Origin of the sequence: Marinobacter manganoxydans MnI7-9 (genome assembly GCF_000235625.1) — a bacterium.
In the GTDB taxonomy this organism is placed as follows: domain Bacteria; phylum Pseudomonadota; class Gammaproteobacteria; order Pseudomonadales; family Oleiphilaceae; genus Marinobacter; species Marinobacter manganoxydans.
Window position 1 is genome coordinate 39,778 of sequence record NZ_AGTR01000060.1, and the last position, 25,095, is coordinate 64,872.

The window sequence follows — 25,095 nt, forward strand, 5'->3', positions numbered from 1 at the left end:
TGTCGAACGAGGTTGGATATGTTCAACAACAACAAATATCCGAGGACCCTGTTGCTCAGCGCCGCCGTTGGTGTCGCCTGCATGGGTTTGAGCCTGCATGCCAGCGCCGATCAGTACAGTGAAGCGGCTGAGAAGTGGGTCAATGAAGCGTTCAAAAACTCTACCTTGAGCAGGGAAGAGCAGCTCAAGGAAATGGAGTGGTTCATCAAAGCCGCTGAGCAGTTCCGTGGCATGGATATCAACGTGGTTTCCGAAACCATAGCGACTCACGAATATGAGTCCAATGTCCTTGCCAAGGCATTCTCCGAAATCACCGGGATCAACCTGACTCACACGCTGATTCAGGAAGGGGATGTCATCGAGAAGCTCCAGACCCAGATGCAGTCTGGAAGAAATATCTATGATGGCTACGTGAATGATTCAGATCTGATTGGTACCCATTTTCGCTATGGAAAGGTGGTGGCCGTTGAGGACATCATGAACGGTTCCGGTAAAGATCTTACCCTGCCTACCCTGGATCTTGATGATTTCATTGGGCTCGACTTTACGACTGGGCCGGATGGCAAACTCTATCAGTTGCCTTCGCAACAGTTTGCGAACCTTTATTGGTTTCGTGCCGACTGGTTTGAACGTGAAGATCTGCAAGAGCAATTCAAGGAAATTTACGGCTACGACCTGGGTGTGCCGGTTAACTGGTCTGCCTACGAGGATATTGCCGAGTTCTTCTCGGTTCACGTGAAGGAAATTGATGGTGAGCGAGTATACGGCCACATGGATTACGGCAAGAAAGATCCGTCTCTGGGCTGGCGTTTCACTGATGCCTGGTTCTCCATGGCGGGTGCTGGCGACAAGGGCCTGCCCAACGGCTTGCCGGTGGACGAATGGGGGATTCGGGTTGAAGAGTGTCACCCGGTCGGCTCCAGCGTTAGCCGTGGTGGTGCAACGAACGGGCCTGCGGCTGTCTATGCCACTACGAAATACGTGGATTGGCTGCGTGAGTACGCGCCCCCCGAAGCTCAGGGCATGACCTTTTCAGAGGCCGGTCCCGTTCCCGCACAGGGCAACGTTGCCCAGCAGATCTTCTGGTATACCGCCTTTACCGCGAGCATGATCAAGGACGGCCTGCCCGTTGTAAATGAGGATGGCACCCCCAAATGGCGGATGGCACCGTCTCCCCGTGGGCCCTACTGGGAAGAAGGTATGAAGCTGGGCTATCAGGACGTAGGTTCCTGGACTTTCCTGGACTCCACGCCTGAGAAACGTCGCCTTGCAGCTTGGCTGTACGCCCAGTTCACCGTATCCAAGACCGTCTCTCTGGAGAAAACGATTGCCGGCCTGACGCCGATTCGCGAGTCCGACATTGAATCTGAGGCGATGACTGAAATGGCGCCGAAGCTCGGCGGCTTGGTGGAGTTTTATAGGAGCCCGGCTCGTGTGCAGTGGTCACCGACCGGTACCAATGTGCCAGACTATCCGAAACTCGCCCAGCTTTGGTGGCAGTACATTGCCCAGGCGGCCAGTGGTGAAGCCACTCCTCAGGAAGCCCTCGACGGCCTCGCTCAGGCTCAGGATCGGGTCATGGAGCGCCTTGAGCGTGCCAATGTTCAACCGACCTGTGGTCCGAAGCTGAACGAACCGCGCGACCCGCAATACTGGCTGGATCAGCCCGGCGCACCCAAGCCGAAGCTGGCTAACGAGAAGCCACAGGGCAAAACCGTTGCCTACGACGAGCTGTTGAAGACCTGGGAAGAGGCGCGCTAAGGCAAGTCGCTTTTCGGAATCACAATGCCTGCCGCAACGCGATCCTCAAGTTGCGGCAGGCGGAGTCATGTTTTTCCAGACATTTTTCTCCAGTTCCCTAAGGGACTGTTTAGAGCCTGAGCGGTTTTCCAGCCTCCCGGCGCCGCTCTTCCCATTCTTCCCGGGTCTGCGCCGCCTGGTCACCCGGCATTGAATCGATGATGCTGAAATAATCGGAACTGTATTCGTCAGCAATGATTGTGTTGCGCGGTTTTACCTTAACCACATACACCGTCTGGACATTCTGGTGATCGAATTCGCGCCAGTACTGTTCGTCTTTTAGGAAAGTGTACCTGTGTCCCTCCAGGGCCCGGATCAGGCTGGCGGTATTGGTGGTACCGGCACGTTCCACCGCATCCTTGTATTGATAAATAATGCTGTAGGCCGAGGCCGCAGCGGTGGATGGTCGCATTTCATATCGGTTTGAGAAGGCTTCTACAAACTCCTTTCCTCTCGGATAGTTCAGCTCGTAGGGTACGTTCCATACCCAGGGCGAGCCGCCGATAACGCCCTCCATAATGGTGGGACCTACCTGCCGAGCCATGCCCAGGGTCAGGTTGGGCACAACAATCTGCATTTTCTTGGTAAGGCCCATTTCGTAGGCAACATTCAGTGCTCTCACCATGTCGTCGCCGAACAGGACCATCATCAGAACCTTGGCGTTACTGGCCTCTGCCTGCTCCAGCGCCTCCCTGAAATCGGTAATCAGTGCCCGGGGGAAAGGGGTTTTCACGCCCTGATGGCGGTCAGTGTCTTCGGTTCCCGAGAACTTGCGAACAGACTCCTCCACAGACCAGCCCCAGGTGTAGTCGGCGGTAATGTAGAAGTAATCGTCTTCCGCATGATTGGTGGTCAGATACTGACTGAGCGCCTTTGCAGTCATCCAGGCGTTGTAGGGCTCACGGAACATGTATGAATGCCCTTCGGCGCCGGTGGTGGCGTTCGAGTAGGTCAGCGTGCCGAAGTAGATCCGGTTGCGATCGCGAGCAGCTTTGCCTGAGGCAATGGCAACGGCGCTGGACACACCGCCGAACACCATCTGGACGCCTTCACGGTCGATGAGTTCTGCGGTGTTCTTTGCGCCCTGGGCAGGGTCACCGCGGGTATTTCTGATCACCAGCTCCAGCTGACGCCCCATCACGCCACCGGCTTTATTGATTTCATCAAGCGCCAGAAAGGCGCCCAGACGTTGTTGCAGACCCTGATCCTTGTAACGACCGGTCTGCGGGTAGTTCAGGCCGATTTTAAGGGTTTCGGCATACACAGTAGTGCTCGCCAGCAACAGCAGACAAGCAGAAAAGAGTACTTTTCTGACGTTCATTCAGGTTGGCCTCCGGAATTGCAGCGCCAATGGGGAAAAGGGCTGCCAATCATTGTTTTGATTATTTGTTAAGCAACGCTAGTGTCTCTGCTGATTATGAGGCCAACAATGGGACAAAAGTGGAATTTTGGGTAACAAATTGTAGGTTAGTGATCTGCATCTTGTCTGGCCTATGTTGTTCCCATGAATCGGTTCGGCTGCAGCCGAAGAAATGGATATACTTTCCGGAATTGCCCGGTGTGGGCTTCGCTGCAGCCAATGGAGTTTTGTGGGTCTTGGTAACTATAAAGCGCAGGAAATTCGGACTTGGATCGACTCTCTCGTTTCTTTTGGCGGCAATGGGGCTTGTCATCGTCCCGATGTCGGCCAGCGCCGAGTGGTATCGGTTTTCGGATACTGCAATGACCACGCCTATCGAACTGGAGTTCTGGGCGGAGGATAAAGAGCTGGCGAACCGGGTTGGCAAAGAGGTGCTGGCGGTTTTTCATCAGGTTGATGAACAGATGAGTCGCTATCGGGAAGAGTCGGAGGTCTCCAGGCTCAACCTCAATGCACCCGACGGGCCAGTAGAAGTCAGTGACGGGTTGTTCGAGGTGATTGAAAAAGCACGGGAGGTTTCTCTACTCAGCCAGGGCGCCTTCGACATCACCTTTGGCTCAGTGGGTTACCTGTATGACTTCAGGGCCGGCAAAAAGCCCACGGACGAGGAGCTTCGATCCGGCTTGCCGCGGGTGAATTTTCGGGATGTGATTCTTGATGAGGATGATCAGACGGTCGAATACCGGCAGGCAGGGATTCTGGTAGACCTCGGTGGCATCGCCAAAGGGTACGCAGTGGATCTGGGAATCGAGCGTCTGGTCAGTTTTGGCATTCGCCATGCCCGGCTGAGTGCTGGCGGCGACATGCGACTGTTAGGGGACAAGCGGGGCCGGCCCTGGTACGTGGGCATTCGGGACCCCCGTTCAGAAGGGCGCAACGCGGTGGTTTTGCCGCTCGAGGATGTGGCCGTGTCCACCTCCGGCGACTACGAGCGGTTCTTCGTGGATGAGGCGGGAGAAAGGGTTCATCACATCCTGTCGCCTGAGACCGGCAAATCGGTCCAGGGTGTCCAAAGCGTGACCATTATCGGCGAGGATGCGTTGACAACCGACGGCCTCTCCACGGCGGTTTTCGTGCTCGGGCCCAAAAAGGGACTGGAGATGATTGAGCGTTTGAAAGGTATCGATGTTGTGGTTATCGATGATCAGCGCATGATGCACGTTTCAGAAGGCCTCGTTCCGCCCCAATCAGACTAGGGGCGGAACGAGCAGTTTCCGTCAATTTCCGATAGTGCCGTTCACGACATTCGAGAACGCAATCAGGCTGTCCTGAGATGTCCCATTGCCCAGCCCGTGGCCGTTGAAACGGGTGCCGAAGTCACCCTGCTCCCCGTGCAATGCCATGTAGTTGAGCAGCACGGTCTGAACCAACTGGTTGACGTTGTTGGCCGCAGGACTGGAGGCAGTTTCCACCGACGCATCAGAGCGCATGAAGCCGATCTGCCTGCGAATCGGAGTGGGGCGGCCCGCCGGGTTGTAAACCAGGAAGAATGAGGCGGCCGTCTGCTGGTTGTCGCCGGTCCATTCGCCCTTGCCACGACCGTCCATGGAATCGTCGATTCGGCCGTTGCTCGACACCGAGCCGTCACTGAACACATAGAGCATCAATGGCATTCCTACCCGGGCTGCGTATTCCAGGCAGGCGCCCATACACCGACCGGCCTGTTCATCACGACGTTCGCCGGTTCCGCGCTCACCCGTATGGTAGTCGTAGCCGCCCATGGTGATCGTGCCGGCGCCAGCGTAGCCGTTCAGCACCAGCTTCATGACAGACGCAGTTTTGCGGAACTCACGGTTATTATTGAACTCATCGCGGGTGAAGATGCCGGTAGGGCCCACGATTTCGAGGTCCAGCTCTGGATCCAGTTCTGCCGGATCGCCGAAGCGGTCTGCCAGGTCTGCACTCTTGATGTAGCCGCAGCGAACCAGATCTTTGACGACGTCGTCTGTAGAGATGCCGGTGTTGACCTGGTTCATCTTGGCGTCGCTGATGCGCTGAATGGATTCCATCACGGCGACCGCGTCTGATTGATCCAGAATGCCGATCAGGTCGCCCACATCTACCAGGCCGGTAACGTCTGAGGGCCGGTCAATCTTGGTGGGGCGAACCTCCGGATTGATCAGGTTCATCGGTGCCAGCGAGTTACCGCCGGATTCCGAACTCTGGGACCCTATGAGAGAGAGCAGGGAGCCGTCGGCACCCGCGTGATGGATGCCGTACATCGGGTTGTGTGGGTTATTGCCGGTGTCGTTTTCCGAGCGAGCTGCAATAATGGCTCCGTCTGTTGCCGCCCGGGTGCCGGGACTAGTACTTTGAAGAATCCCGCGTAGGAAGCCGCTGTCTGAATGGAATGCGAGGCCCAGCTCCGTGTTCACGAACTCCGGATCGTTGGGCAACATGTCACCGGGAAGACCAAGTTTGTTGTAGCCTGCGGTGCTCAGGAAGTCCATTTGCCCACCGGATTTACCCATCAGTACATTGGAGCCGGCAATATTGGCTCCGCCCGCTAGATCAAAGCAGATAAATGGAATCTTGCCTGCGCCCTGCAGCGCTATACCACAGCTTTCTTTCAAGGTTTGTAGGTCTGGAGAAAGCGCGGCGGACGCCATCCGCGGGTTACCGAACAGGCTGAAAAGAGATGCACCGAAAACAGTAGCCGAGCCTGCCATAAGACCCTGCGCGATAAACTCGCGACGTGTCCTGGGCTTGCCGTGGTCGTCATGGAGTAGTGGACTGCCATTGGCCAGAGGCTTCTTTCGTGATTTGCGTATAAACATGATCGACTTCCTTTACTGAACCAAGGTGGTGGCACTGCCAAGCACAGCTGCGCAGCTTGCCTTGACGACCGTTTCGGTTCGGTCAGGGCCGCAGCTTGCACCACAGCTGGTCAAGCCATTGATTAGATTGCTGAGCTCATTAGCGACTGTCTCATTTGTAGGCTGAGATGCCAGATCGTTTCCGACAAACCTACTGAGGAGCGCTCCCACTATGAGATCCTCTCCGCCACCTTCAAATGCGGTGTTTGCCGGTGCCGCAAAATTGAAATTGCCGAAAATCTCCTGCCGAAGGTTGTCGCTGGAAACCAGAGCGTCGCAATACTGAATTGCCAGCTGGGTAATCGCCATCTGATGAGACGAAAGGAAGCCCTCGATTGTTTCCACTGTCGGGAGTTGCTGCCGAACAGTGTTGAATTTCTCGGAAACCTTCGAATGCGTGGTCGGTACACCGGTCATCCGAGACATGGACTCGTTGATCTCGTCAAAAGTTTTCAAGCCGATCTCCGATGACGGCTCCTGGTCTGATGGCGCCGGTTGAGGCGGCAGCGACGGCTCGGAGCGGGCAAAGTTGTTACCGCCCAGCTGGTCGAAGGTCAGGAAAAACTCGTCGTTCCCTGGCCCGTTTTCCAGCGCAATGATGGTGCCCAGAGAGGAGAGCGGTTGCCCGGCGCCGGGCTCATAACTGCCGCTGTCCAGGACAACGTCCAGGTTGGCCCAGGCCTGTCCAACAGTTGCCTCCTTGCCGTTGATGCCCAGTCGCATGCCGCGCAGCGGGATGTTCGATGGTTCGGCCGAGTCATCAAGGCTGATGAAGAAGGGACTGGTGAATCGGTAGGCATAGCTATCGAACTGGCTGACTTCGAACACGATGAAGCTCTCGGGCAGGTCGATCAGGTGAGAGACACCGAACAGGAGATAGAACTTCTGGCCAACGCCCACTTCGAAGTTGGCCTGAACCTGCTCCGGTGTCAGCGCACGATTGTGGATGGCTACCATGCGGATCGCGCCCTGCCAGGGCGAGTTACCATCGGTCTCGTTGCCCAGCACCAGGGCAAAGCTGTCGTCCCATTCAGTCAGCAGTCCGCCGTCGTCCGGGTCGACATCCCCGGTTGGGACACCATTTACAAAGATCTGGCGCCCGGTTGCCGGGGTGTAGTTCACCACCACGTGCTGCAGGGTTGCCTGCAGGAGCATGTCGGCGTCCCGGGTCGCGAAAGGCGTATTCTCATCGCTGGTGGTGCTGCGATGCAGCACTTCGTAACGCTGGAGCGACTGGCTGAGCGTAACGTTGCGAGTGGTGGATGAGCCCGAGTAGGTCACGATGCGGGCATCTTCCTGGGTGATGTTGCCGGGGGCGACCCAGGCCTCGATGCTGTACTCGCCGGAGGCGGTCAGCAGGGTGTGCAGCTTCCGGCTTGCGGTGGTACTGCCCTGGGCCTTGCCCGCCGGGATCATGAAACCCTGCTCGTTTTCGCCTGCCGGACCAAGGTCAATACCCCAGCCGCCAACCCAGTCAACGTTTCCGCTCAGGGTCAGATCCAGTGCAGGCGAGACGCCGCTGGTATCAAAGGCAGTCTGGCCTTCACCAAACTTGAATTCGTACAGGGCAATCACGTTGTCTTCAAACCGGCCGCCGGAGTTTGCGAGCAGGCCGTCTGCCTGCAGGTTGAGTGCCTTGCTGGCAACGATTGCCGGGTCCACGGGTTGGGCGCTCAGATCCTGGACCATTTCAAGAATCTTCAGTTCCATCAAATCGGCTGAGGCTTCGCAGTCGTCGTCCCAGCAGTTGTGGAAGTCGTAGCGCAGACGTTCAACCAGTCGGGATGCGCCCGGATTCATGGGATCAATACGGCTTTTCGCCTGATCGTAGGCAGTAGTGACATCGGCGCTGGCAATGTAAGGGGTTTGCCCACCATCAGCATGGCAGTCGCTGCAATACTGTCTGAGTTCGGGGTATACCGTGGTGGAAAACAGGCCAGTGTCGCTTGGCAGGGCAACCGTGGCGCCCGGTTCTTTGAGCGCTGGAGCGCGAAGTTCCACGGTTTTGGCAGAGCCTTCTGACCCGCCTGCCCAGTTGGAAATATAGGTGGTGAGAATGTCCACACAGGCTGACGTGCTCTGGAGCCAGCAATTATGGCCACCTGCCACCTTTGTCACCATTGTGGACTGGGATGGATCAGACAGGTTAACAATAGAATTCGCCTGTGCGTAAGCCAGGTTAACGTCCTGCTCATTGACGAACGTGGGTGCCTGGCCATTGGAGCCGTGACACGCGCCGCATTTATCCTGGGTGACGAGGTTGTCCCACACGGTGCGTTTGAAGTTGGCCACATCATCCGTCGAGGGGGCAGGCCCGTTGTAGGTAACCGTGCCGGAATTCTGGGAGGTATTCGGCAGTTGTTCCGTGGATTCGCCCCCGCAGGCAGAAAGCAGAAGGGCCAGGACAGTGATGGCAAGGACCGATTTGAGGGAGCTCATGGAAATGCCTTTAAATGTTTTCATAGCGTCCTCACTCCCCCATGCAGTACACGGCGGATTCTGCAAATACCTGCTTCAGGTCGTAACCCTGACTTGCGAAGCTGGCAACCATACTGCTTACCTGCGAACGGTCTGCGCTGTCGGAGGGAGGTCGCAGGCAGACATTCTCGAACACCTTCTTGACCTGGCACTCTGCGAAGGCCTCGGAATTCGCGAATTCCATACCCAGGCTCTTGGCACCGCTGCCGGAACCCGGGAGTGAGGGATCCCATCCCAGTCGGCGATTGGCGCCCTGGCGCCAGTAGTTATCCCAGCTGTCGTCAGGTGTGACATAGCCCTGCTCGAAGGTTGCAGAGTTGATGTGGTACTTGGCCTGAACCCTGGAGCCGGTTTCTGGGTCTGTTTCGCCAATGGCGTTGTAGACCAGCCTGCCCAGTTCTCCATCGGGGTCGGTGTTGGCGTCATACTCGTAGTCGTAGTAGGCAAACGCCTGGGTCATGGGGTCCATGCCGGTGTGGCAGCCAACGCAGTTGTTCAGGAATACCCGGCTGTCACCACCCGGGCTGCGGGAAACATCCTGGCGAATGCGGTCCGTGGGCAAGGTAACGTCCGCAACCTGCTCCAGGTCGTTGCACATGTGATTGATCAGTGTGAAGCGGAACATCGCCCGGTTGGTGCCGGCACTGAAGAAAGCCCGGGCGGAAGCTCTTGATGTAATGACGCCGGCGGTGGCCGAGGGAGGAAGGCCCGTGTAGGTCGACTGGTTTACCCGCTCCAGGTTGTCCTTAAGGCTGGCTCCACTGTTCTCGAGGGATTCGTAGTGGTTGTTGTTGCTGGTGGAGTAGTTTGGCAGGTTCAGGGATGCATTCCCGATGTAAAGAACATCGTCATACAGAACTTTTCGGAAGTCTTCCCCGTCCCGCACCAGGCCAATCACCGTGGCAATGTAATCATTGAGGGGCACGAACTTTGACATCGCCTCGTTGGTCCAGGGGGCTGCAAAATTCTTCAGGGTGACGTCGTAGAAAGCGCTGTCTTGCATGGCCGTGAAGGCGGCATCAATCGCTCTGCCGGACTCTATGTCGCTCGCCATATCGTCAAGGACGACTTCAGAGGGTGGCACGCCGGCGACCCGATCGTGGATTCTTTTGGCCTGCTCTCTGGGTCCAGCCTGAACAAGGCTGGCCTGTCCAGACACCAATGCGACGAGAACTGCGGTACTGCAAGCCTTGCAAAGCAGGCTTCTGATCCTGTTCCGGGCGGTCATGTCCTTTCCCTCGGTGATCGATAGCATGTGCACATTAATGCTTTTTGACAATTGTTAAAAGTTTACGGCTTGCTATATCCTTCGTTTTGAGCCGTAGGCCACGTTATTACATTGCGTTACGTAAAACCCTTGGAGCCTGCCAGCGGAACCGACTTAATTTATGTCATGGAATGTCATCCGAAACAGGGTTTCTCACGTTGGAAATTAAGTCGCCCATTCTAAACATCTCTCGCAGTACTCGCCTGGCTGTCGCACTCGGCTCGCTTGCAGCTCTGTCTGGCTGTCTTTCGAGCAGCGACAGTCAGCAGGCGGATCCGGTTGTCGTCGAGAACCCTGTGGCTTATGTCGAACGGGCTCTGCTTTTTGACGAAAACACCGGGGCCCTGGTCGAGGACAACCTGGCCGACCCGAGCGCTTTCCGCCCCGGAGCGCGGCTGTTTCTGAAGGCCAGTGCCACTGCGGACGCCGAGAAGCGGGATATTGCCTCAAGAGCATTCGCGGGGCCGCAATTCCTTGATGACAATGGTCAGTTACGTTTCGACGTGAAAGATCTCCACGTTTCCCACGACGGCTCCAGACTGCTGTTTGCCATGCGTGCGCCGGAAATCGAGGACGCAGACGACGAGGATCAGCCAACCTGGAATATCTGGGAATACGAGGTTAGTACCGACATCCTGCGCCGGATCATCGATTCGGACGTTACCGCCCGGGCCGGGCAGGACGTTGCGCCAGCCTATCTGCCTGATGGCAGAATCGTTTTCTCGTCAACCCGTCAGCGGATTTCCAAGGCGGTGCTGCTTGATGAAGGCAAACCCCAGTATTCCGGTCTGGACGAGGAGGGTGATAGCCCCGGGTTTGTTCTGCATGTGATGGACGACGATGGTCAGAACATTGAACAGATCACCTTCAACCAGAGCCACGACCTCGACCCCATGGTGGCGGATGATGGCACCATTGTGTTCAGCCGCTGGGATAATGCCGGCCAAACCCGGAACAACGGTGTGAACCTCTACCGCGTCAACCCTGACGGCACTGGCCTGAGTTATCTTTTCGGTCGTCACTCCCACGATTCGGTTCCGGAAGCGAACGACATACAGTACCTGCAGCCACGCAAATCAGACAGCGGCAATCTGCTCGTGCAGCTAAGGCCGTTTGAAACGGATGATTACGCGTCTGTGTTGGCGGAAGTCGATGTTGACCAATTTGTTGAGGCCAATCTTCGTCTCGATGGCACCGAAGGTTCGGGACAGCGCTCGCTTGTGCCCGGCGTGGGCCTGGATGGCCAACTATCGCTGAAAGGCAGTTATGCATCGGTTTCACCGCTACTTGATGGTACCAACCGCTACCTGGTCAGTTGGACACCTTGCCGGTTGCGTGAAACAGCGACCGACCGGATTGTGAACTGCACGGAAGATCGCCTGCAATCCGAAGACTATCAACCCGCAGAGCCCGTCTACGGTTTGTGGCTTCTGGATATCAACAGCGAAACCCAGCGGCCGGTGGTCCCGCCGGTAGAGGGCGTTCAGTTTGATGAGGCGGTCCTGATGAAGGAGCGGCCTCTGGAAGGGTTCATCCCGGAATCCCAGTTCACGGGTGATGAGGGGGCCCTCGGCGATGCCGGCTACGGCGTCCTGCACATTCGAAGCGTCTATGATATCGATGGAGTGGACACCACGCCGACTGGTATTGCTGCAATGGCTGATCCGCTGCAAACGCCGCCGGAAGATCGCCCGGCCAGATTCCTTCGACTGGAAAAGCCCGTGGCCATCCCCGATGAGAACGTCCGGGATTTCGACAACAGCGCCTTTGGCCGCAGCCGGGCTCAGCTAATGCGGGAGATTCTGGGCTACGTGCCGATAGAGCCTGATGGGTCAGTGAAGGTGGCGGTGCCCGCCAATGTTGCTTTTGCCATCAGTATTCTTGATGCGAAAGGCCAGCGTGTTGGTGGCGCTATGGGCAACCGGCACCAGAACTGGCTCACGGTGCGCCCCGGCGAGACCCTTGAATGTTCAGGGTGCCACAACCCGAACAGTCCGACACCCCATGGCAGACCGGATGCCGGTCCAGCGTCCGTGTGGGGTGGGGCCGCAACCACCAGCCTTCCGTTCCCGAATACCGACCCGGCTCTGTTTGCCGACATGGGTGAAACCATGGCTCAGGTGTTTGCCCGCATCAACGAGATTCGCCGGCCGACGCCGGATGTGGTCTATGCCGATCAATGGTCCGGAGATGCCGTGGATCCCAAGCCTGACAGCTTTGCCTACGCCTATGCCGATCTGCAGACACCGCCGCCGATATCCGGCGTTTGTGCAACCGACTGGGCGCCGAATTGCCGGATTGTGATCAACTACGAGCAGCATATTCATCCGCTGTGGAGCGTCAATCGGGAGGTATTGGACCCGGACACCATGGCGGTCGTGGATGACTACACCTGTACCAGTTGCCATACGGACACCGATGCGGCGGACGCTCAGCAAGTGCCGGCTGGACAGCTGGATCTGGGCGATGGCCCGTCACCCGATGAACCGCTACACTTCAACGCCTACAGAGAACTGCTCTTCCCGGACAGTGAGCAGGAACTGGTGAACGGCGCCCTGATCGATGTGCTCGTGGACTCCGGGGAGGTTTTGAGGGACGAAGAAGGCAATCCCATTCTGGACGCCAACGGAGATGAACAACCCATCCTGGTAACAGTGCCGGTGCAGGCTTCAATGTCCGTCAACGGTGCCCGTGCAAGTCGTTTCTTCGACGTATTCGCCGACGACGGTTCACACAGGGATTTCCTCTCGCCCGCCGAACTGCGACTGATTGCAGAGTGGTTGGATATTGGCGGCCAGTATTTCAACAATCCGTTCGACGCTCCGGAAGACTGATCCAAGGACTGAAACTCGCACCATGCCCATCGCCATTCTTATCTTTCTTTTGTTGTTGCCGGCCCAGAGCTGGGCTGGCTGGCTGTGGGGGCAGGCTGAAGACGATGCATTGAAAGTGCAGGTGGCGGAGCCCTATGTGTCCTGGCGAACCGGACCGGCAACGGGCTATCCAGTTTTTCATACCAGCGAAAAAGGGGAATGGCTGACCATTCTCCAGCGCAAGACAAGTTGGATCAAAGTGACGGATACCCGTGGCCGGGAGGGTTGGATAGCGGTTGCGGATATTGCGCAGACGGTGGATGCCACGGGTAATCGTGTGGATCTTCAGGTGCCGGATTTTGAGGCTTTTGAAAGCCGGCGGGTGGAAGCCGGATTGATGATGGGGGAGTTTGATGGTGCCGCTGTCACGGCAGGCTACGGCGGCTTCTGGATGACCAGAAACCTGTCCGCCGAGCTTTGGGCTTCTCAGATTCTGGGCAGCGCCTCGGAAATTAGAATGGTTAATGCGAATCTGGTGCATCAGCCATTTCCTGACTGGCGGGTATCACCCTTTTTTACCCTGGGGGTCGGGCATATCTGGGTTGATCCCAAGGCCACTCTGGCTCAGCCCGAAGAACGGGATAACAGCATTGGCCATGCAGGGCTTGGCATCCGCGCCTACATCACCGATCGATATTTCATCCGTGCCGAAGTGAAGGACTACAAAGTGTTCACTACCCGGTCCACCAACGAAGAAGCGACAGAATGGAAAATCGGACTAAGCATCTTTTTCTGAAAACGCTGTGTCTCGGGGCAGGGCTATGCATAGCCACAGCAACCCAGGCCCAGGATGATCGGCCGCTGATCGAGCCGGATGTTACCCCGGTGCCGGTCACCGAGGCGCTGATTGACACCGAGAACTTTGAAATTGGCGCTTTTGTGGGCGTGCTCAATATCGAGGACTTCGAGTCGTCGCTGCTTTATGGCGGCAAGCTCACCTACCACCTCAGCGAGTCCTTCTTTTTCGAGGCCGGAGTCGGCTTCGCGGAGGGTGGAGAAACCAGTTTCGAGAAGCTGGCCGGTAACGTGGAGGTGCTTACCGACAGCGAGCGGGATTACAGCTATTACAACATCAACCTGGGTTACAACGTGCTTCCGGGCGAGGCCTTCCTCACCGAGAACTACGCATTCAACACCAATTTCTATCTGATTGCGGGTGCCGGCGCTACCGATTTTGCGGGTGACACCCGGTTTACCCTGAATGCCGGCGCGGGCTATCAGGTTCTGTTGACGGACAGCGTTGCAGTTCAGATTGGCGTAAGACAGCACTACTACCGAATAGATGTTCTTGGGGCCGAGAAAACCTCCATGAACACAGAGGTCAGCACTGGCCTGTCGGTCTTTTTCTGATTACAGGAGCAATGGTTATGAAAGCATCCATAAAATCACTGGCGGTGGCGGGCGTCCTGGCCTGTCTTAGCCCCATGGCGGGCGCCGAGGCCATCAATGTGCCAGCTCCGGATTTCACCCTGGAAAGCCGTTCCGGCGAAAACCTGAGGCTGGAGGACCATCGTGGTGAAGTGGTGATGCTGAACTTCTGGGCATCATGGTGTGGTCCCTGCCGCCAGGAAATGCCGCTGATGGATGAGCTTTACAGCCAATACAAGGATCTCGGCTTCACGATTCTGGCGGTCAATGTGGATGAGAATCGGGAAGAGGCCCATCGCTTCCTGGACAAGGTACCCGTGAATTACCCGATCCTCTACGATCCGGAGAGTTCGGTGAGCGAGCTTTATGAAGTCCAAGCCATGCCAACGACCGTGATGATCGATCGCGATGGTAATGCCCGGTATCTCCACTACGGCTATCAGCCGGGTTACGAAGACGAGTACGAACAGCAGATTCGCGAGCTGGTGCGCGAATAATTTTCGGACGGAACGTTTATGCGTAATTTGTCGATCTTCACTGCCTCTGCTCTTTTGGTCGCGACCTTCACGATCTCTGGATGCAGCTCAATCAAGCCGTGGGTAAAACCCTATGAACGGGATAATCTGGCGGATCCGGTCATGAGTCTCAGCCGCCATGGCAAGGCGGATTCCTACATGCATCACGTCTATCAGGTCCGGGAGTCTGCGCGGGGAGCAGAAGGCGGTTCTGGGGGTGGCTGTGGCTGTAACTGACGGCAAAAGGTTAGTGCGCTCCGTCTGCGCTCTGTTCGTGCTGATGTTGGCCGGGCAACAGGCGATTGCGGCGACCTTGCCAGTGGATAACGTGGATGTTCTCTACCACCGCTATGACGGTGGTGGCATGGTCATCGATGGCCCCTCAGTTTTGGTGCGCAAGGGTATTGGCTCGTCGGTTTCGTTTTCCGGCCAGTACTATGTTGACTCCGTTTCGGCTGCCTCTGTGGACGTTCTGGCCACGGCGAGCCCCTACGAGGAAGAACGCAACGAGTACACCTTTGGTGTCGATTACCTGCACGATAAGTCCATTTTGAGTCTGGGTTTCACCAACAGTTCCGAAAACGATTACGAAGCCAACACCGTTTACTTCTCGCTCAGCCAGGAGTTTTTCGGGGGCATGTCCACAGTAACCATGGGCTATGCCAGCGGCTGGGATGAAGTGGGCCGGGTTGGCAACGATTCCTTCAGCGAGGAAGCTGATCGTCGGAACTATCAGCTCGGACTGAGCCAGGTCGTCACCCGCAACAGCCTGGTAGGCCTGGATCTTGAGGTGGTTACGGATGAGGGCTTCCTGCAGAACCCTTACCGACAGAACCGCTACATCGACCCGAACGATTCCACAGCGTTCCTGTATCAACCGGAACGTTATCCGGAAACCCGAACAAGTACCTCCGTGGCCATGCGAGCGCTTTACTATCTGCCATATCGCGCCTCAATTCGCGGTGAATACCGTTATTTTTCCGATACCTGGGGCATCAACGCCCACACGGTCGAACTGGGATACGTGCACGGATTGAACCAGCACTGGACCCTTGAAGGTTCCATTCGTTACTACAGCCAGAGCGAGGCGGACTTTTACAGCGATCTTTTCCCATTCGAGAACTCCCAGACACACCTGGCCCGTGACAAGGAGCTCAGCTCCCTATCCGGGACAACCCTGGCGGTGGGCGCGGTCTACGAATGGAAGCAGACTTCGCTTCCCGGCATTGATCGCCTGCAGTTCAGCTTACTGGTGGACTGGCTGAATTTTGAATATGACAACTTCCGGGATGTCACCGCAGCAGGTGACTTTCTCCCCGGCGAAGAACCCCTATATTCCTTCGATGCCTACGTAACCCGGGCGTCGTTGATTCTTGAATACTGAGCATGCAGGAAGAACGACCATGGCCACTTGCTTGAACTCCCGATTTCCGGTGCTTTTAGCGGCATTGACCCTCGCCCTGACAGCCCCCGCATTTGCCCAGACCAATCCCGGGGCGGAGAAAGATGATACAGCCGTCGCCGAGCAGGTGGAGGAGCTCAAGAAGAAAGTGATACGCCTGAATCGTGACCTGTTTATCCTTGAGGAAGATCTGCTTTTTCCAGCCAATACCCAGGTTGCCGTGTTTCTCAGCGTTGATGCCGGGAAGTTTCTGAAGCTGGATGCGGTCAAACTGAAAGTCGACGACGAGATTGTTGCTTCCCACCTGTATACGGAGCGACAGGTGACTGCCCTTGAACGCGGCGGCATGCAGCGGCTATACGTCGGCAACCTGAAAACTGGCGTCCATGAGATGACGGCGTTTGTTGAGGGAATCGGCCCGGATCAGCGGCCTTACAAGCAGGCGGCCTCCCTGGAGTTTGAGAAGGGCACTGGAACGGCCGCTCTGGAAATCCGCGTTGAAGATCGCTCCTCCAACTACCAACCCTCCGTATCCATTGTGGAGTGGGAGTAAGCCGCGTCGTGGGATTGAAAGCAAGCCAGTCCTCAGGTCGACGCCCGTTCATTTACGCGGGTGCCCTACTGTTGCTGATGATGACCCCGGTCCATGCCGGTGAGGCGCAACCCGAGCGGGCGAAGGATCTTCGTTATGGTTGGGCGCTGTACGAATACCATCAGGGTAACGCCTTCGAGGCTCTGACCCAGCTCGCCGTGGCGCGCGAACGGGGCGGCATCGAGGGACACGGAGATCATCCGGCTCTCGTCGAGGGCGGGCTCATGCTGTCCTGGGGGATGACCCGAGAGGCGAGCAGGTTGTTTACGCAGCTACTCGGGGCCGATGGCACCGGCAGCAATCTGTCGCCTGATGTTCGCAACCAGGCCTGGTTCTATCTCGGTAAGGTGTTTTACCTCGAGGGGAATCAGGCGCTCGCACGTGAGAACCTCAATCGTGTGGATGGCGAGATACTGGCCGAGGCCGACCACGATCTTTTCCGCGAATGGATTTATCTGCGCTCCCGGCTGGTCATGATGTCTGCCCGCCCTGATGATGAACCCGAACTGGCTTCGCTTCGGGAGCAGCTGGACGAAACGGACATCTGGTCCCTTTACCTCCGGTACAATTCCGCGGTCTCCGCTCTCGATGCGGCAGACGGAGCTGCCGCCGAAGAGGCACTGAAAAAGCTCATCTCCATCCTCGACGAGTCCATTGACTCCGTCGAGCCAGATGCCGAACGGGAGGGCCTGCTGGGCCGCGCTCGCCTCTCGCTTGCGGGCCTGTACCTGCGTGATAACCAGTTTGAGGCAGCTCTGGAGGTCCTGGGAGCCATGCCACTGACCGGCGTGTTCGCCGATCAGGCTCTCTTTGACTACGCCGTTGCCGCGGCGGGCCAGGGCAGGCCGGAGAGGGCTCTCGACGCCCTTGATACTCTCGCGAACCGTGAACTGTTTTTGCCCTGGCGCCAGCAGGTTCCCTTTGCCCGCGCCTATGTTCTTGAGCAGATGAACGCTCCACAGCGTGCATTGCCTGCGTTTAAAAAGGCAGCCGACCATTACGAGGCCCGTATCAGGGAGCTCGACAATATCCGGGATCGGCTGAATGAAGAAAGTCTGATGGCCCAGCTTGAGTTCAGCCGTGACAGCGACGGGATTCTTACAGATTCCTATGGCCGGCTGCGCGTGCAGCCCCTCGATTCTGGTATGGCAGAAGTGCTGGCTTCGGAGACGTTCCAGCAGGCGCTTGCCGAATTGAACGAACTCTACCGAATGCAGTCCTTCATCGCCGAGCGGCAGTCCAGGTTTGAATCGTTCCGGATCATGCTGGAGACCCGTGAGCAGCAACGGCAGATTCGTATTGCCGAGACCCGTCGGGCACTCGAAACCCAACAGGCAGACCAGTGGCAGCAGTTGCACGAGGACTTCACGGACAGAGTTTCCTCGGCGCTGGCAGACGAAGATGCGGGATTCTTCATGACCTCGCAACAAAAAGCGCTTAGAGACAAGCTCGCTGAGGTTGAGAAAACTCTGGCGGATTTGCCTGACGACGCGACGACCGCCAGGCAGCGTGCGACGTATCGGCGGATGCGTGCCTACTTCGATTGGTGGATTGCGGATGACTATGGAATCAATCGCTGGGCGGCGCAAAAACAGCTCATGCAACTGGATCGCGAGATGCAAAGCTTTCAGGCCCAGCGGCAACGGGTTGAAAGCCTGATGGCCGATGATGCCCGCCATGCGGAACTGGCTCGGCGGATCGCTGCCAGCGAACGGGAACTCGCGACTCTTGGAACAGAGGTGTCCGAGGCATTAGGCAGTGCCCGGCAAACACTCCTGGCGCAGGTTGATCGGATGCTGGCTGCCCAGCAACAGGAGCTTAATGGATACCTGCTGGCCTCTCGCCACGCCCAGGCGAGGCTGGCGGACCAGTTGTTCCGCGCATCGCAAAATGCAGGTGCCGGTGATGAATAATCGGATGGCCGGCAGGACTGTTAAAGGCCTCCTCATGGTTGGGGCCCTTGTCATGGCGAGTGGCTGCCAGATGTTGCAGTCGATGATGCCTGCCGGTGGCGAAGAAATGCCGCGAGTCCGTGAGGGCACACTGGCTGCGCTTCCGGCAATCGAAACGCGGCAGGAAAGTGCAGATGCAGCGGCGGTCAGCGACCCCGCAGAAGATGTTTCCATTGAAACGGTAATGGACAGTTACAAGGCGCTTTTGCCACTCGTAGAGGATCCCCGCAAGCAGGTTACCATCAGGCATCGGTTGGCCGATCTGGAATTCCAGCGTGCGGAGCGGAAAATGGCGGATTCGGCTGTCGATGAACTGTCCGGCGCCATCGATGCCTACCAGCGTCTTCTGTCGGAATATCCAGAGCGTGAGGGCAATGACCAGATCTATTATCAGCTTGCCAGAGCCTGGGAGCTTCGAGGCGCGACGCCGCAGCAGCTTGAAGCCCTGAATACTCTGGTTCGCCGCTACCCGGATTCAGAATACTGGGTTGAGGCTCAATTCCGCCGCGGCGATCTGTTGTTTATCGATGGTCGATACGGGGAAGCGGAACAGGCTTTCGACGAGGTTACCCTCGCGAGCCAGGAACGCATGGCCGATCCCTCGTTCCTGGTGAACGCGCATTACATGAAGGGCTGGAGTCTGTTCAAGCAGGCGCAATACCAGGAAGCGCTCTTCAGTTACGTTGAAGTGCTTGATCTTGTCATGCCCGAGGGCAGGCCGGTGGCGGACGTGGATCAGCGGAGCCAGACACTGATCGAAGATCTGTTCAGGGTGGTAGGGCTGTCCCTGTCGTACCTTGACGGAGCGGAAACCCTCCAGGCGATTTTCCGCCAAACGGGTGGTCGCCCCTACGAAATCCTGGTCTACGACCGCTACAGCGAGCTCTTGCTCGAGAGAGAGCAATACAGTGATGCCATCGATGTCTTCGAAGCCTACATAGAAGACCATCCGGAGAGTCCCTGGGCGCCGCGCTACCACATCCGGATCATTGATACCCTTGAGCTGGCCGGTTTCACCCGTACGATCCCTGAACGAAAGGCCGGCTTTGTCAGCCTTTACGGAATCTACAGCGATTACTGGCAGTCAGCGGGCCCCGATGCAATTGGCTTTATCGAGCAACAACTGGAACAACTGTTGCCGGAACTGGCGGACCGCCAGTACCTGCTGGCAGGGGAGGCGGAGTATGATCAGCAGGCGGACGATCATTACCGCAAAGCCGCCAGTTATTACGCCGAATTTGCGGCTACCTTCCCGGACCACCCCCGTACACCGGAGCGGCTGTTCCTTCTGGGTGAGACTTACCTGGAGCTGGAAGACTGGCCGGCAGCAATCGCAGCTTTCGAACGCGTGGCCTATGACTATCCGGAAGACACAGTAGCCGATCGGGCAGCTGAAGCCGGGTATGCATCGGTGCTGGCATTCCGGGAGTACTCGCAAACCTGGGAGAGTGAACCGGTATCGGAGCGGATGGCCTATCAGGAGCTGCAACAACTGAACAGGCTGCGGTTCGCAAATGCGTTTCCCGGCGACGCCCGGGCGCCGGCGGTGTATTACATTGCGCTGCAGCGTGAATTTGACCTGAACAACTGGGAAGAGACCGTCAATATGGCGGCCCGACTTGTTACCTGGCAACCCACGCCCCCGGATGAATTGACGACGGAAGCTTTGCTGTTATCCGGGCACAGCCTCTCCGAACTGGCCCGATACGCCGAGGCGGAACAGGCTTATCGTGACGCCCTGGCAACAATGGCCGAAGACGATGAACGCAGAAGCGGCGTTCGTGAAAATCTGGCAGCCGCGGTCTATCGACAGGCGGAGCAGTTAGCTGATGCCGGAAATGTGGAGGCTGCGGTGAGCGAATTCCTGCGAGTCGGCACGGCCGTTCCAGAATCCGCTCTGCGGGCAAACGCCGAATACGATGCTGCCTCACTTCTTATCACCGCCAATCTCTGGGAGCAGGCCATCGGTGTGCTGACCAGTTTCAGGCGGTCTTTCCCCAATCACGAGCTGATTGACACAGTCCCTGCAAAACTGGCGTTGGCCTACCGTGAAACGGAGCAGTGGGAGCGAGCCGCCGACGAACTCCAGCAAATGGTCTCCCTCGCCAAGACGCCGGAAGAGCGAAGGGAAAACCTGTTGATTGCAGCAGAACTGTACGATCAGGCCGGTAACCGGGAGAAGGCGATTGATACCTGGCGAAATTACGCCAACAGCCACCCCGAGCCGACGGACGTCTACATGGAAGCGGCCAATCGGCTGGCTGAGCTCTATCAGGAAGACGGGGATGCCGAAAGCAGGGATTACTGGTTGCGAAAGCAGATGGAAACGGTGGACTGGGACCCGGACGCCGCGGACGATCGCATGCGGTACCTTGCGGCGTCAGCCTCTGCAATCCTCGCCCGCGACGCCCTTGCCCGGTATGACGGCATCAGGCTGACTCTGCCACTCAATCAAAGCATGACAGCGAAGACCGATGCGCTTGAACGAGCGGTCAACGCCTACAAGAAGACGGCCAGCTATGGCCTTTCATCATTTGCAACCGAGGCTGGTTACCAGATCGCCCACATCTATGCACGCCTCGGTGCCGATCTCATGGACTCGGAGCGGCCCACCGGATTGAGCGAGCTTGAACTGGCTCAGTACGAGCTTCTCCTGGAAGAGCAGGCCTACCCGTTTGAGGACAACGCCATCGATATCCACGAGCAGAATATCCGGCGGGCCCGGGAGGGCATTTTCGATGAATGGGTCAAGCGCAGTTACGAGGCCTTGAAAGCCCTGTTGCCCGGACGTTATCGGAAAGAAGAAGTTACCCAGGGGGTTGTCTATGGGCTCGATTAAGGCCTGCGGACTCTGTCTTTTCGTGATGTTTTCGCTTTCGGGGTGTGTGACGGCGCCGGCGCCGCCGGAGTCTGAGGCAGAAGTTGAGCAGACTGCACTGGAAGCGTCATTCGCCAAGGCCGTGAGTGCCATGGAGGAGGGAAATCTCGCCGAGGCCAAAACCCGATTCGAGCAACTGGCGAGCGACTACCCCGGAAAAGCCGGCCCCATGGCCAACCTTGGCATTATTGCTTTCCACGAAGAGGATACCGAGACCGCGAAAAGTTGGTTTGAACGCACGCTGGCGGTGAATCCTGAAAATGTGCAGGCGCTGAATCATCTGGGAGTAATTGCCCGGAACGCAGGAGAATTCGACGAAGCAGAACGGTATTATCGCGCGGCACTGTCTGCTGATCCGAATTACGCGCCTGCTATCCTTAATCTGGCCTTCCTGCTTGATATCTACCTGGGTAAACCTTCCGAGGCGGTCGACCTTTATGAGCGTTATCAGTCCGCGGCCAGTGAGCCGCACCCCAGACTGGAAGACTGGATCTTCGATGCCAAAAACAGAATCTGATGTGGACTATGTGATATGAAACGTCTCGCGCTAATCGCTCTGGCAGTTTCCGCCCTGTTGCCCACGGCGCCGATGGTCTTCGCCCAGGACGCCCCGGGTGTGGTTACCATTGAGGGCACGCGAATCCGTGGCGATCAGGAAGTGCCTACGGTGATGTATCTGGTGCCCTGGCAGCCACCGGAAGTGGACGAGTTGCGTGCGCCAGAAGAACGCCTGATGGTTGATCAGGGTCTCCGGCCATTGGAACGCTATGAGTTCCAGCGTTTTATCAAGTACCACGAAGCGTTTATCAAACAGACCCAGGCCAGCACAGGGCAGTAGAGTGTGATGCCTGTCACGTCATGAGTGTGTTCCTGCGCAAGATTAAACAAACCCTCACACAGACTTTCGCGAACTTACCCTTGCAGGGGAGTGACGCGCTTAGACTGATCTGAAAACCGGACCATGGAGTGCCCAGAAAATGATCGATACCGCCGTTCGCTTCTTCCAGGAAGGTGGCTTTTTTATGTTTCCGATTGCAGTTGTGCTGATTGTCGGACTCATTGTTGCCATTGAACGTTACGTTTACCTTTCCGCCCAGAAACTGACCAACCGTCGGGACTTCAACCGCCTGCATCAGATGATCGCCAAGCGTGACCTGAAGGGCGCCCTGAACTACACCCAGGAATCCGGTAGTGCCATGTCGACCATGATCGGCTTCGGCCTTCAGCGCCTGGCCCGCCGCCAGGGTCGTGAAGAGATCGAATACGCGATGGAAGAGGGGTTGCTGGATGTGATGCCGCGTTTGGAAAAGCGCACCCAGTATCTGGCAACGCTGGCCAACATTGCCACGCTGCTTGGCCTGCTGGGTACGATTATCGGGTTGATTGCAGCGTTTACGGCGGTAGCTGCAGCGGATCCGGCCCAGAAGGCGAGCCTTCTGTCCCAGAGTATCTCGGTTGCCATGAACACCACCGCCTTCGGCCTTATGTCTGCTATTCCCATGCTGCTGATCCACTCACTGCTGCAGACCAAGACCAATGAGATCGTCGACAGCTTTGAGATGGCGGGCATCAAGGTCCTGAACCTCCTCAGCGATGGTTCCGGGAGTAAGACCGCCGCTCAACCACAAGGACAGAATGCCGCTTCGCCGGCACAGGTAGCGACTCCGGCCGGTAGCCCGGCCTGATAACCAGCCAGAAGGATGTCAGGCCATGAGACGGAAGCATCGTCGCCTACAAAGTGAGGCCGATCTCGACATCACGCCCTTCATGAATCTCATGATTGTGCTGGTGCCGGTACTGCTGCTGAATATGGTGTTCGCCCACACCAGCGTTCTGGAACTCAACTTCCCGACCGGTGAGAGCCTGTCGGCCCAGCAGGCGGAAGAGCTGCAGATCCAGGTGGTGATCTATGAGGATCGCCTGGTCGTTGCGGATAACCAGGGCGGCGTCATCAAGAACATCCCCCAGCGCGAGGGCGAGTATGATTTCGTTCTGCTCAAGGATGTCATGAAGGAAATCAAGAGCCGTGTGCCCGACAAAAAGGATGTGATTATTATGCCGTCCCGGCAGACGTCCTATCAGTCTCTGGTCTCGGTGATGGACACGGTGCGCTCATACGAGGCGGTTGTGGCTGGTAGTGTGGTTGAAGCGGAGCTGTTCCCCGAGATCTCTCTCGGCGATGCGCCCGCACAGCCTTCGGGATCCGCGGAGGTGAGTTCATGAAAGAATCTGCCAAGGCCCGCCGCCAGAAACGCCATTACCGGCGCAATAAAAGCCAGGGAAAGATGAACCTGGTCTCATTGATGGATATCTTCACCATCCTGGTGTTCTTCCTGATGGTGAACTCCTCCTCCGACGTACAGGTATTGAACCAGAACAACACTATCAAACTGCCGGATTCCACCGCTCAGCAACCCCCTGGTGATGTCTTGGCCCTGACCGTCACAGACCGGGATATCCTGGTGAACGGTCGGCTGGTAGTGAAACGCGACGCCTTCCAGACGTTTGACGGACAGGTGGAGCCTGCCCTGAAGCAGGAACTGGACTATCAGGCCAGTCGCTCGTCGGCACCTGCCCCGGATGCGGGTCGACCCATTACCATTCTTGCAGACCGCGAACTGCCCTACGAGCTGCTGAAAAAAATCATGTCCACCTGTGTGGACGCCGGTTACGCCAGTATTTCCCTGGCGGTTAATCAGCGTGCGGAACAGGGAGCCTGACCATGATGGATTATCGGTACGGATTGCCCTGGAATCAGGAGCGTGGTGAACGTAAGCGGTTGTTGGCCGCCGCTGTTTTTGTGATGCCATTGTTCCTTGCAATTGCAGGTTATGTCAGCTGGGTAGAGCTGCCAGAACGTGACAGGCAGGAACAGGAAGCTCTGCCGCCTCAGCTGGCCAAGCTGATCATCGAGAAAAAGGAGCCCCCAAAACCGGTGATGCCCGAGCCGGAGCCCGAACCGCCGAAGCCTGAGGAAAAGCCGGTGGAGCAGGCCAAACCAGAGCCCAAGCCGGAGCCGGTTCCTGAACCGGTGATGCCGGAACCCGAGCCGGAGCCTCAGGTAGCCGAAAAACCGGAGCCCAAGCCAGAACCCAAGCCTGAAGAGGTCGCCAAGGCGCGGGAGAAGGCAAAGAATACCGGTATTCTGGCAATGGGCAACGAACTGAAGAAACTCAGTTCGCTGGCAGAGTCGGTCAAGCTGGATGGCCCGGTTGCCAATACGGCGGAACCTATTGCCCGAAAAACCGGTGATACTTTGGCCTCGCGCGCGACCGCGAGCGCGAAGAGCAGTGGGGTGAACGAGGAAGTGCTCAACCGGGAGGCCGGTCAGGTCGCCCTGGCCGAGCGTCAGCGCGCGGAAGTTGCCGAAGCAGAGAGAGTTGCTGCGGTGAAAGAGGCGGCACGCAAGGAACAGCAGGAAACTGCGGCCAGAACCCGGAGCAAGGAAGAGTTGCGCCGGACCATGGATGCCAACAAATCCGCGATCTACAGCATCTACAACCGGGAGCTTCGGCGCAAACCGTCGCTGCAGGGAAGTATTACCCCGGAGTTGGTCATTGAGCCGAACGGTGCAGTATCGAGTTGTTCGGTGGTGGAATCTACACTCAATGAGCCGGCGCTGGAGAGCAAGATCTGCAATCGTCTGAGGTTGGTGGATTTCGGGGCCCGACCGGGCGTTGATCAAACCAAGATCCGTTATCCGATCGAATTGCTGTCCAGCTAGGGCGCTGGAC

At 57.3% G+C, this 25,095-nt stretch carries 21 protein-coding genes; 17 read left to right on the top strand and 4 right to left on the bottom strand.

The annotated features are described in order from the left end of the window. Positions 1–18: 18 nt before the first annotated feature. The gene (locus KYE_RS14275) at positions 19–1,761 is read left to right on the top strand and encodes an extracellular solute-binding protein (RefSeq protein ID WP_008174648.1); all 1,743 of its coding nucleotides are present in this window, start codon (positions 19–21) and stop codon (positions 1,759–1,761) included. Positions 1,762–1,870: 109 nt separating this feature from the next. Here KYE_RS14275 and KYE_RS14280 read toward each other — a convergent pair whose 3' ends face one another. Next, a complete protein-coding gene (locus KYE_RS14280) occupies positions 1,871–3,121 on the bottom strand; it encodes a substrate-binding protein (protein WP_008174649.1) in 1,251 nt (416 codons plus the stop codon). A 401-nt stretch (positions 3,122–3,522) separates the two neighbouring features. Between KYE_RS14280 and KYE_RS14285 the strand changes: the two genes are divergently transcribed. Then, the gene (locus KYE_RS14285; RefSeq protein WP_008174651.1) at positions 3,523–4,416 is read left to right on the top strand and encodes an FAD:protein FMN transferase; all 894 of its coding nucleotides are present in this window, start codon (positions 3,523–3,525) and stop codon (positions 4,414–4,416) included. 21 nt (positions 4,417–4,437) lie between these two features. On the opposite strand, the gene KYE_RS14290 is transcribed toward KYE_RS14285, so the two are convergent. The 3 genes from KYE_RS14290 to KYE_RS14300 are packed head-to-tail and all read right to left on the bottom strand — an operon-like array spanning position 4,438 to position 9,742. Beyond that, the gene (locus KYE_RS14290; RefSeq protein ID WP_008174652.1) at positions 4,438–5,997 is read right to left on the bottom strand and encodes a hypothetical protein; all 1,560 of its coding nucleotides are present in this window, start codon (positions 5,995–5,997) and stop codon (positions 4,438–4,440) included. A 12-nt stretch (positions 5,998–6,009) separates the two neighbouring features. Further along, complete coding sequence (locus KYE_RS14295; protein ID WP_008174654.1) at positions 6,010–8,499, bottom strand: LamG domain-containing protein; 2,490 nt, start codon at positions 8,497–8,499, stop codon at positions 6,010–6,012. Between the two features lie 7 nt (positions 8,500–8,506). Beyond that, on the bottom strand, positions 8,507–9,742 hold the full coding sequence (locus KYE_RS14300; RefSeq protein WP_039882063.1) for a hypothetical protein: 1,236 nt from the start codon (positions 9,740–9,742) through the stop codon (positions 8,507–8,509). Between the two features lie 170 nt (positions 9,743–9,912). Between KYE_RS14300 and KYE_RS14305 the strand changes: the two genes are divergently transcribed. The 15 genes from KYE_RS14305 to KYE_RS14375 all read left to right on the top strand — a co-directional run bounded on the left by KYE_RS14305 (position 9,913) and on the right by KYE_RS14375 (position 25,085). Next, the gene (locus tag KYE_RS14305; RefSeq protein ID WP_008174657.1) at positions 9,913–12,615 is read left to right on the top strand and encodes a PD40 domain-containing protein; all 2,703 of its coding nucleotides are present in this window, start codon (positions 9,913–9,915) and stop codon (positions 12,613–12,615) included. 22 nt (positions 12,616–12,637) lie between these two features. Then, a complete protein-coding gene (locus tag KYE_RS14310) occupies positions 12,638–13,390 on the top strand; it encodes an SH3 domain-containing protein (protein ID WP_008174659.1) in 753 nt (250 codons plus the stop codon). Beyond that, positions 13,360–14,004, top strand: a complete 645-nt coding sequence (locus KYE_RS14315) for an outer membrane beta-barrel domain-containing protein (RefSeq protein WP_008174661.1) — start codon at positions 13,360–13,362, stop codon at positions 14,002–14,004. The genes KYE_RS14310 and KYE_RS14315 overlap by 31 nt, the downstream gene beginning before the upstream one ends. A gap of 11 nt (positions 14,005–14,015) precedes the next feature. After that, positions 14,016–14,519, top strand: coding sequence for a TlpA family protein disulfide reductase (locus tag KYE_RS14320; protein ID WP_014577483.1), 504 nt, complete (start codon positions 14,016–14,018; stop codon positions 14,517–14,519). A gap of 18 nt (positions 14,520–14,537) precedes the next feature. Then, complete coding sequence (locus tag KYE_RS14325) at positions 14,538–14,774, top strand: DUF4266 domain-containing protein (protein ID WP_039882064.1); 237 nt, start codon at positions 14,538–14,540, stop codon at positions 14,772–14,774. Positions 14,775–14,817: 43 nt separating this feature from the next. Beyond that, positions 14,818–15,921: a DUF3570 domain-containing protein gene (locus KYE_RS14330; RefSeq protein WP_049784481.1), complete on the top strand. Its 1,104-nt coding sequence runs from the start codon at positions 14,818–14,820 to the stop codon at positions 15,919–15,921. A gap of 19 nt (positions 15,922–15,940) precedes the next feature. Continuing rightward, complete coding sequence (locus KYE_RS14335; protein WP_008174668.1) at positions 15,941–16,492, top strand: hypothetical protein; 552 nt, start codon at positions 15,941–15,943, stop codon at positions 16,490–16,492. A gap of 8 nt (positions 16,493–16,500) precedes the next feature. Then, positions 16,501–18,444 (top strand): hypothetical protein, encoded by a 1,944-nt coding sequence (locus KYE_RS14340; protein ID WP_008174669.1) that lies wholly within the window; start codon positions 16,501–16,503, stop codon positions 18,442–18,444. Continuing rightward, positions 18,437–21,322, top strand: a complete 2,886-nt coding sequence (locus KYE_RS14345) for a tetratricopeptide repeat protein (RefSeq protein WP_008174670.1) — start codon at positions 18,437–18,439, stop codon at positions 21,320–21,322. The genes KYE_RS14340 and KYE_RS14345 overlap by 8 nt, the downstream gene beginning before the upstream one ends. Beyond that, positions 21,309–21,878: a tetratricopeptide repeat protein gene (locus KYE_RS14350; RefSeq protein ID WP_008174671.1), complete on the top strand. Its 570-nt coding sequence runs from the start codon at positions 21,309–21,311 to the stop codon at positions 21,876–21,878. Before KYE_RS14345 ends, KYE_RS14350 begins: the two co-directional genes overlap by 14 nt. Positions 21,879–21,893: 15 nt before the next feature. Beyond that, positions 21,894–22,199 carry a hypothetical protein gene (locus KYE_RS14355; protein WP_008174672.1) on the top strand — a complete coding sequence of 102 codons (306 nt, stop codon included), beginning with the start codon at positions 21,894–21,896 and terminating at the stop codon, positions 22,197–22,199. Positions 22,200–22,338: 139 nt separating this feature from the next. After that, positions 22,339–23,046 (top strand): MotA/TolQ/ExbB proton channel family protein, encoded by a 708-nt coding sequence (locus KYE_RS14360; RefSeq protein WP_008174673.1) that lies wholly within the window; start codon positions 22,339–22,341, stop codon positions 23,044–23,046. A 25-nt stretch (positions 23,047–23,071) separates the two neighbouring features. After that, positions 23,072–23,584: an ExbD/TolR family protein gene (locus KYE_RS14365; protein WP_008174674.1), complete on the top strand. Its 513-nt coding sequence runs from the start codon at positions 23,072–23,074 to the stop codon at positions 23,582–23,584. Beyond that, positions 23,581–24,081 (top strand): ExbD/TolR family protein, encoded by a 501-nt coding sequence (locus KYE_RS14370; protein ID WP_008174676.1) that lies wholly within the window; start codon positions 23,581–23,583, stop codon positions 24,079–24,081. The genes KYE_RS14365 and KYE_RS14370 overlap by 4 nt, the downstream gene beginning before the upstream one ends. A 2-nt stretch (positions 24,082–24,083) precedes the next feature. Further along, positions 24,084–25,085, top strand: coding sequence for an AgmX/PglI C-terminal domain-containing protein (locus KYE_RS14375; RefSeq protein WP_008174678.1), 1,002 nt, complete (start codon positions 24,084–24,086; stop codon positions 25,083–25,085). The last annotated feature ends 10 nt before the right edge of the window (positions 25,086–25,095 follow it).

Coding starts and splice junctions, on each gene's coding strand:
- KYE_RS14275 (WP_008174648.1), top strand. CDS start 19: ATGTTCAACAACAACAAATATCCGAGGACCCTGTTGCTCAGCGCCGCC.
- KYE_RS14300 (WP_039882063.1), bottom strand. CDS start 9,742: ATGACCGCCCGGAACAGGATCAGAAGCCTGCTTTGCAAGGCTTGCAGT.
- KYE_RS14310 (WP_008174659.1), top strand. CDS start 12,638: ATGCCCATCGCCATTCTTATCTTTCTTTTGTTGTTGCCGGCCCAGAGC.
- KYE_RS14290 (WP_008174652.1), bottom strand. CDS start 5,997: ATGTTTATACGCAAATCACGAAAGAAGCCTCTGGCCAATGGCAGTCCA.
- KYE_RS14350 (WP_008174671.1), top strand. CDS start 21,309: ATGGGCTCGATTAAGGCCTGCGGACTCTGTCTTTTCGTGATGTTTTCG.
- KYE_RS14370 (WP_008174676.1), top strand. CDS start 23,581: ATGAAAGAATCTGCCAAGGCCCGCCGCCAGAAACGCCATTACCGGCGC.
- KYE_RS14365 (WP_008174674.1), top strand. CDS start 23,072: ATGAGACGGAAGCATCGTCGCCTACAAAGTGAGGCCGATCTCGACATC.
- KYE_RS14325 (WP_039882064.1), top strand. CDS start 14,538: ATGCGTAATTTGTCGATCTTCACTGCCTCTGCTCTTTTGGTCGCGACC.
- KYE_RS14345 (WP_008174670.1), top strand. CDS start 18,437: ATGAATAATCGGATGGCCGGCAGGACTGTTAAAGGCCTCCTCATGGTT.
- KYE_RS14375 (WP_008174678.1), top strand. CDS start 24,084: ATGATGGATTATCGGTACGGATTGCCCTGGAATCAGGAGCGTGGTGAA.
- KYE_RS14335 (WP_008174668.1), top strand. CDS start 15,941: ATGGCCACTTGCTTGAACTCCCGATTTCCGGTGCTTTTAGCGGCATTG.
- KYE_RS14305 (WP_008174657.1), top strand. CDS start 9,913: ATGTCATCCGAAACAGGGTTTCTCACGTTGGAAATTAAGTCGCCCATT.
- KYE_RS14360 (WP_008174673.1), top strand. CDS start 22,339: ATGATCGATACCGCCGTTCGCTTCTTCCAGGAAGGTGGCTTTTTTATG.
- KYE_RS14280 (WP_008174649.1), bottom strand. CDS start 3,121: ATGAACGTCAGAAAAGTACTCTTTTCTGCTTGTCTGCTGTTGCTGGCG.
- KYE_RS14315 (WP_008174661.1), top strand. CDS start 13,360: ATGGAAAATCGGACTAAGCATCTTTTTCTGAAAACGCTGTGTCTCGGG.
- KYE_RS14355 (WP_008174672.1), top strand. CDS start 21,894: ATGAAACGTCTCGCGCTAATCGCTCTGGCAGTTTCCGCCCTGTTGCCC.
- KYE_RS14330 (WP_049784481.1), top strand. CDS start 14,818: ATGTTGGCCGGGCAACAGGCGATTGCGGCGACCTTGCCAGTGGATAAC.
- KYE_RS14295 (WP_008174654.1), bottom strand. CDS start 8,499: ATGAAAACATTTAAAGGCATTTCCATGAGCTCCCTCAAATCGGTCCTT.
- KYE_RS14285 (WP_008174651.1), top strand. CDS start 3,523: ATGACCACGCCTATCGAACTGGAGTTCTGGGCGGAGGATAAAGAGCTG.
- KYE_RS14320 (WP_014577483.1), top strand. CDS start 14,016: ATGGTTATGAAAGCATCCATAAAATCACTGGCGGTGGCGGGCGTCCTG.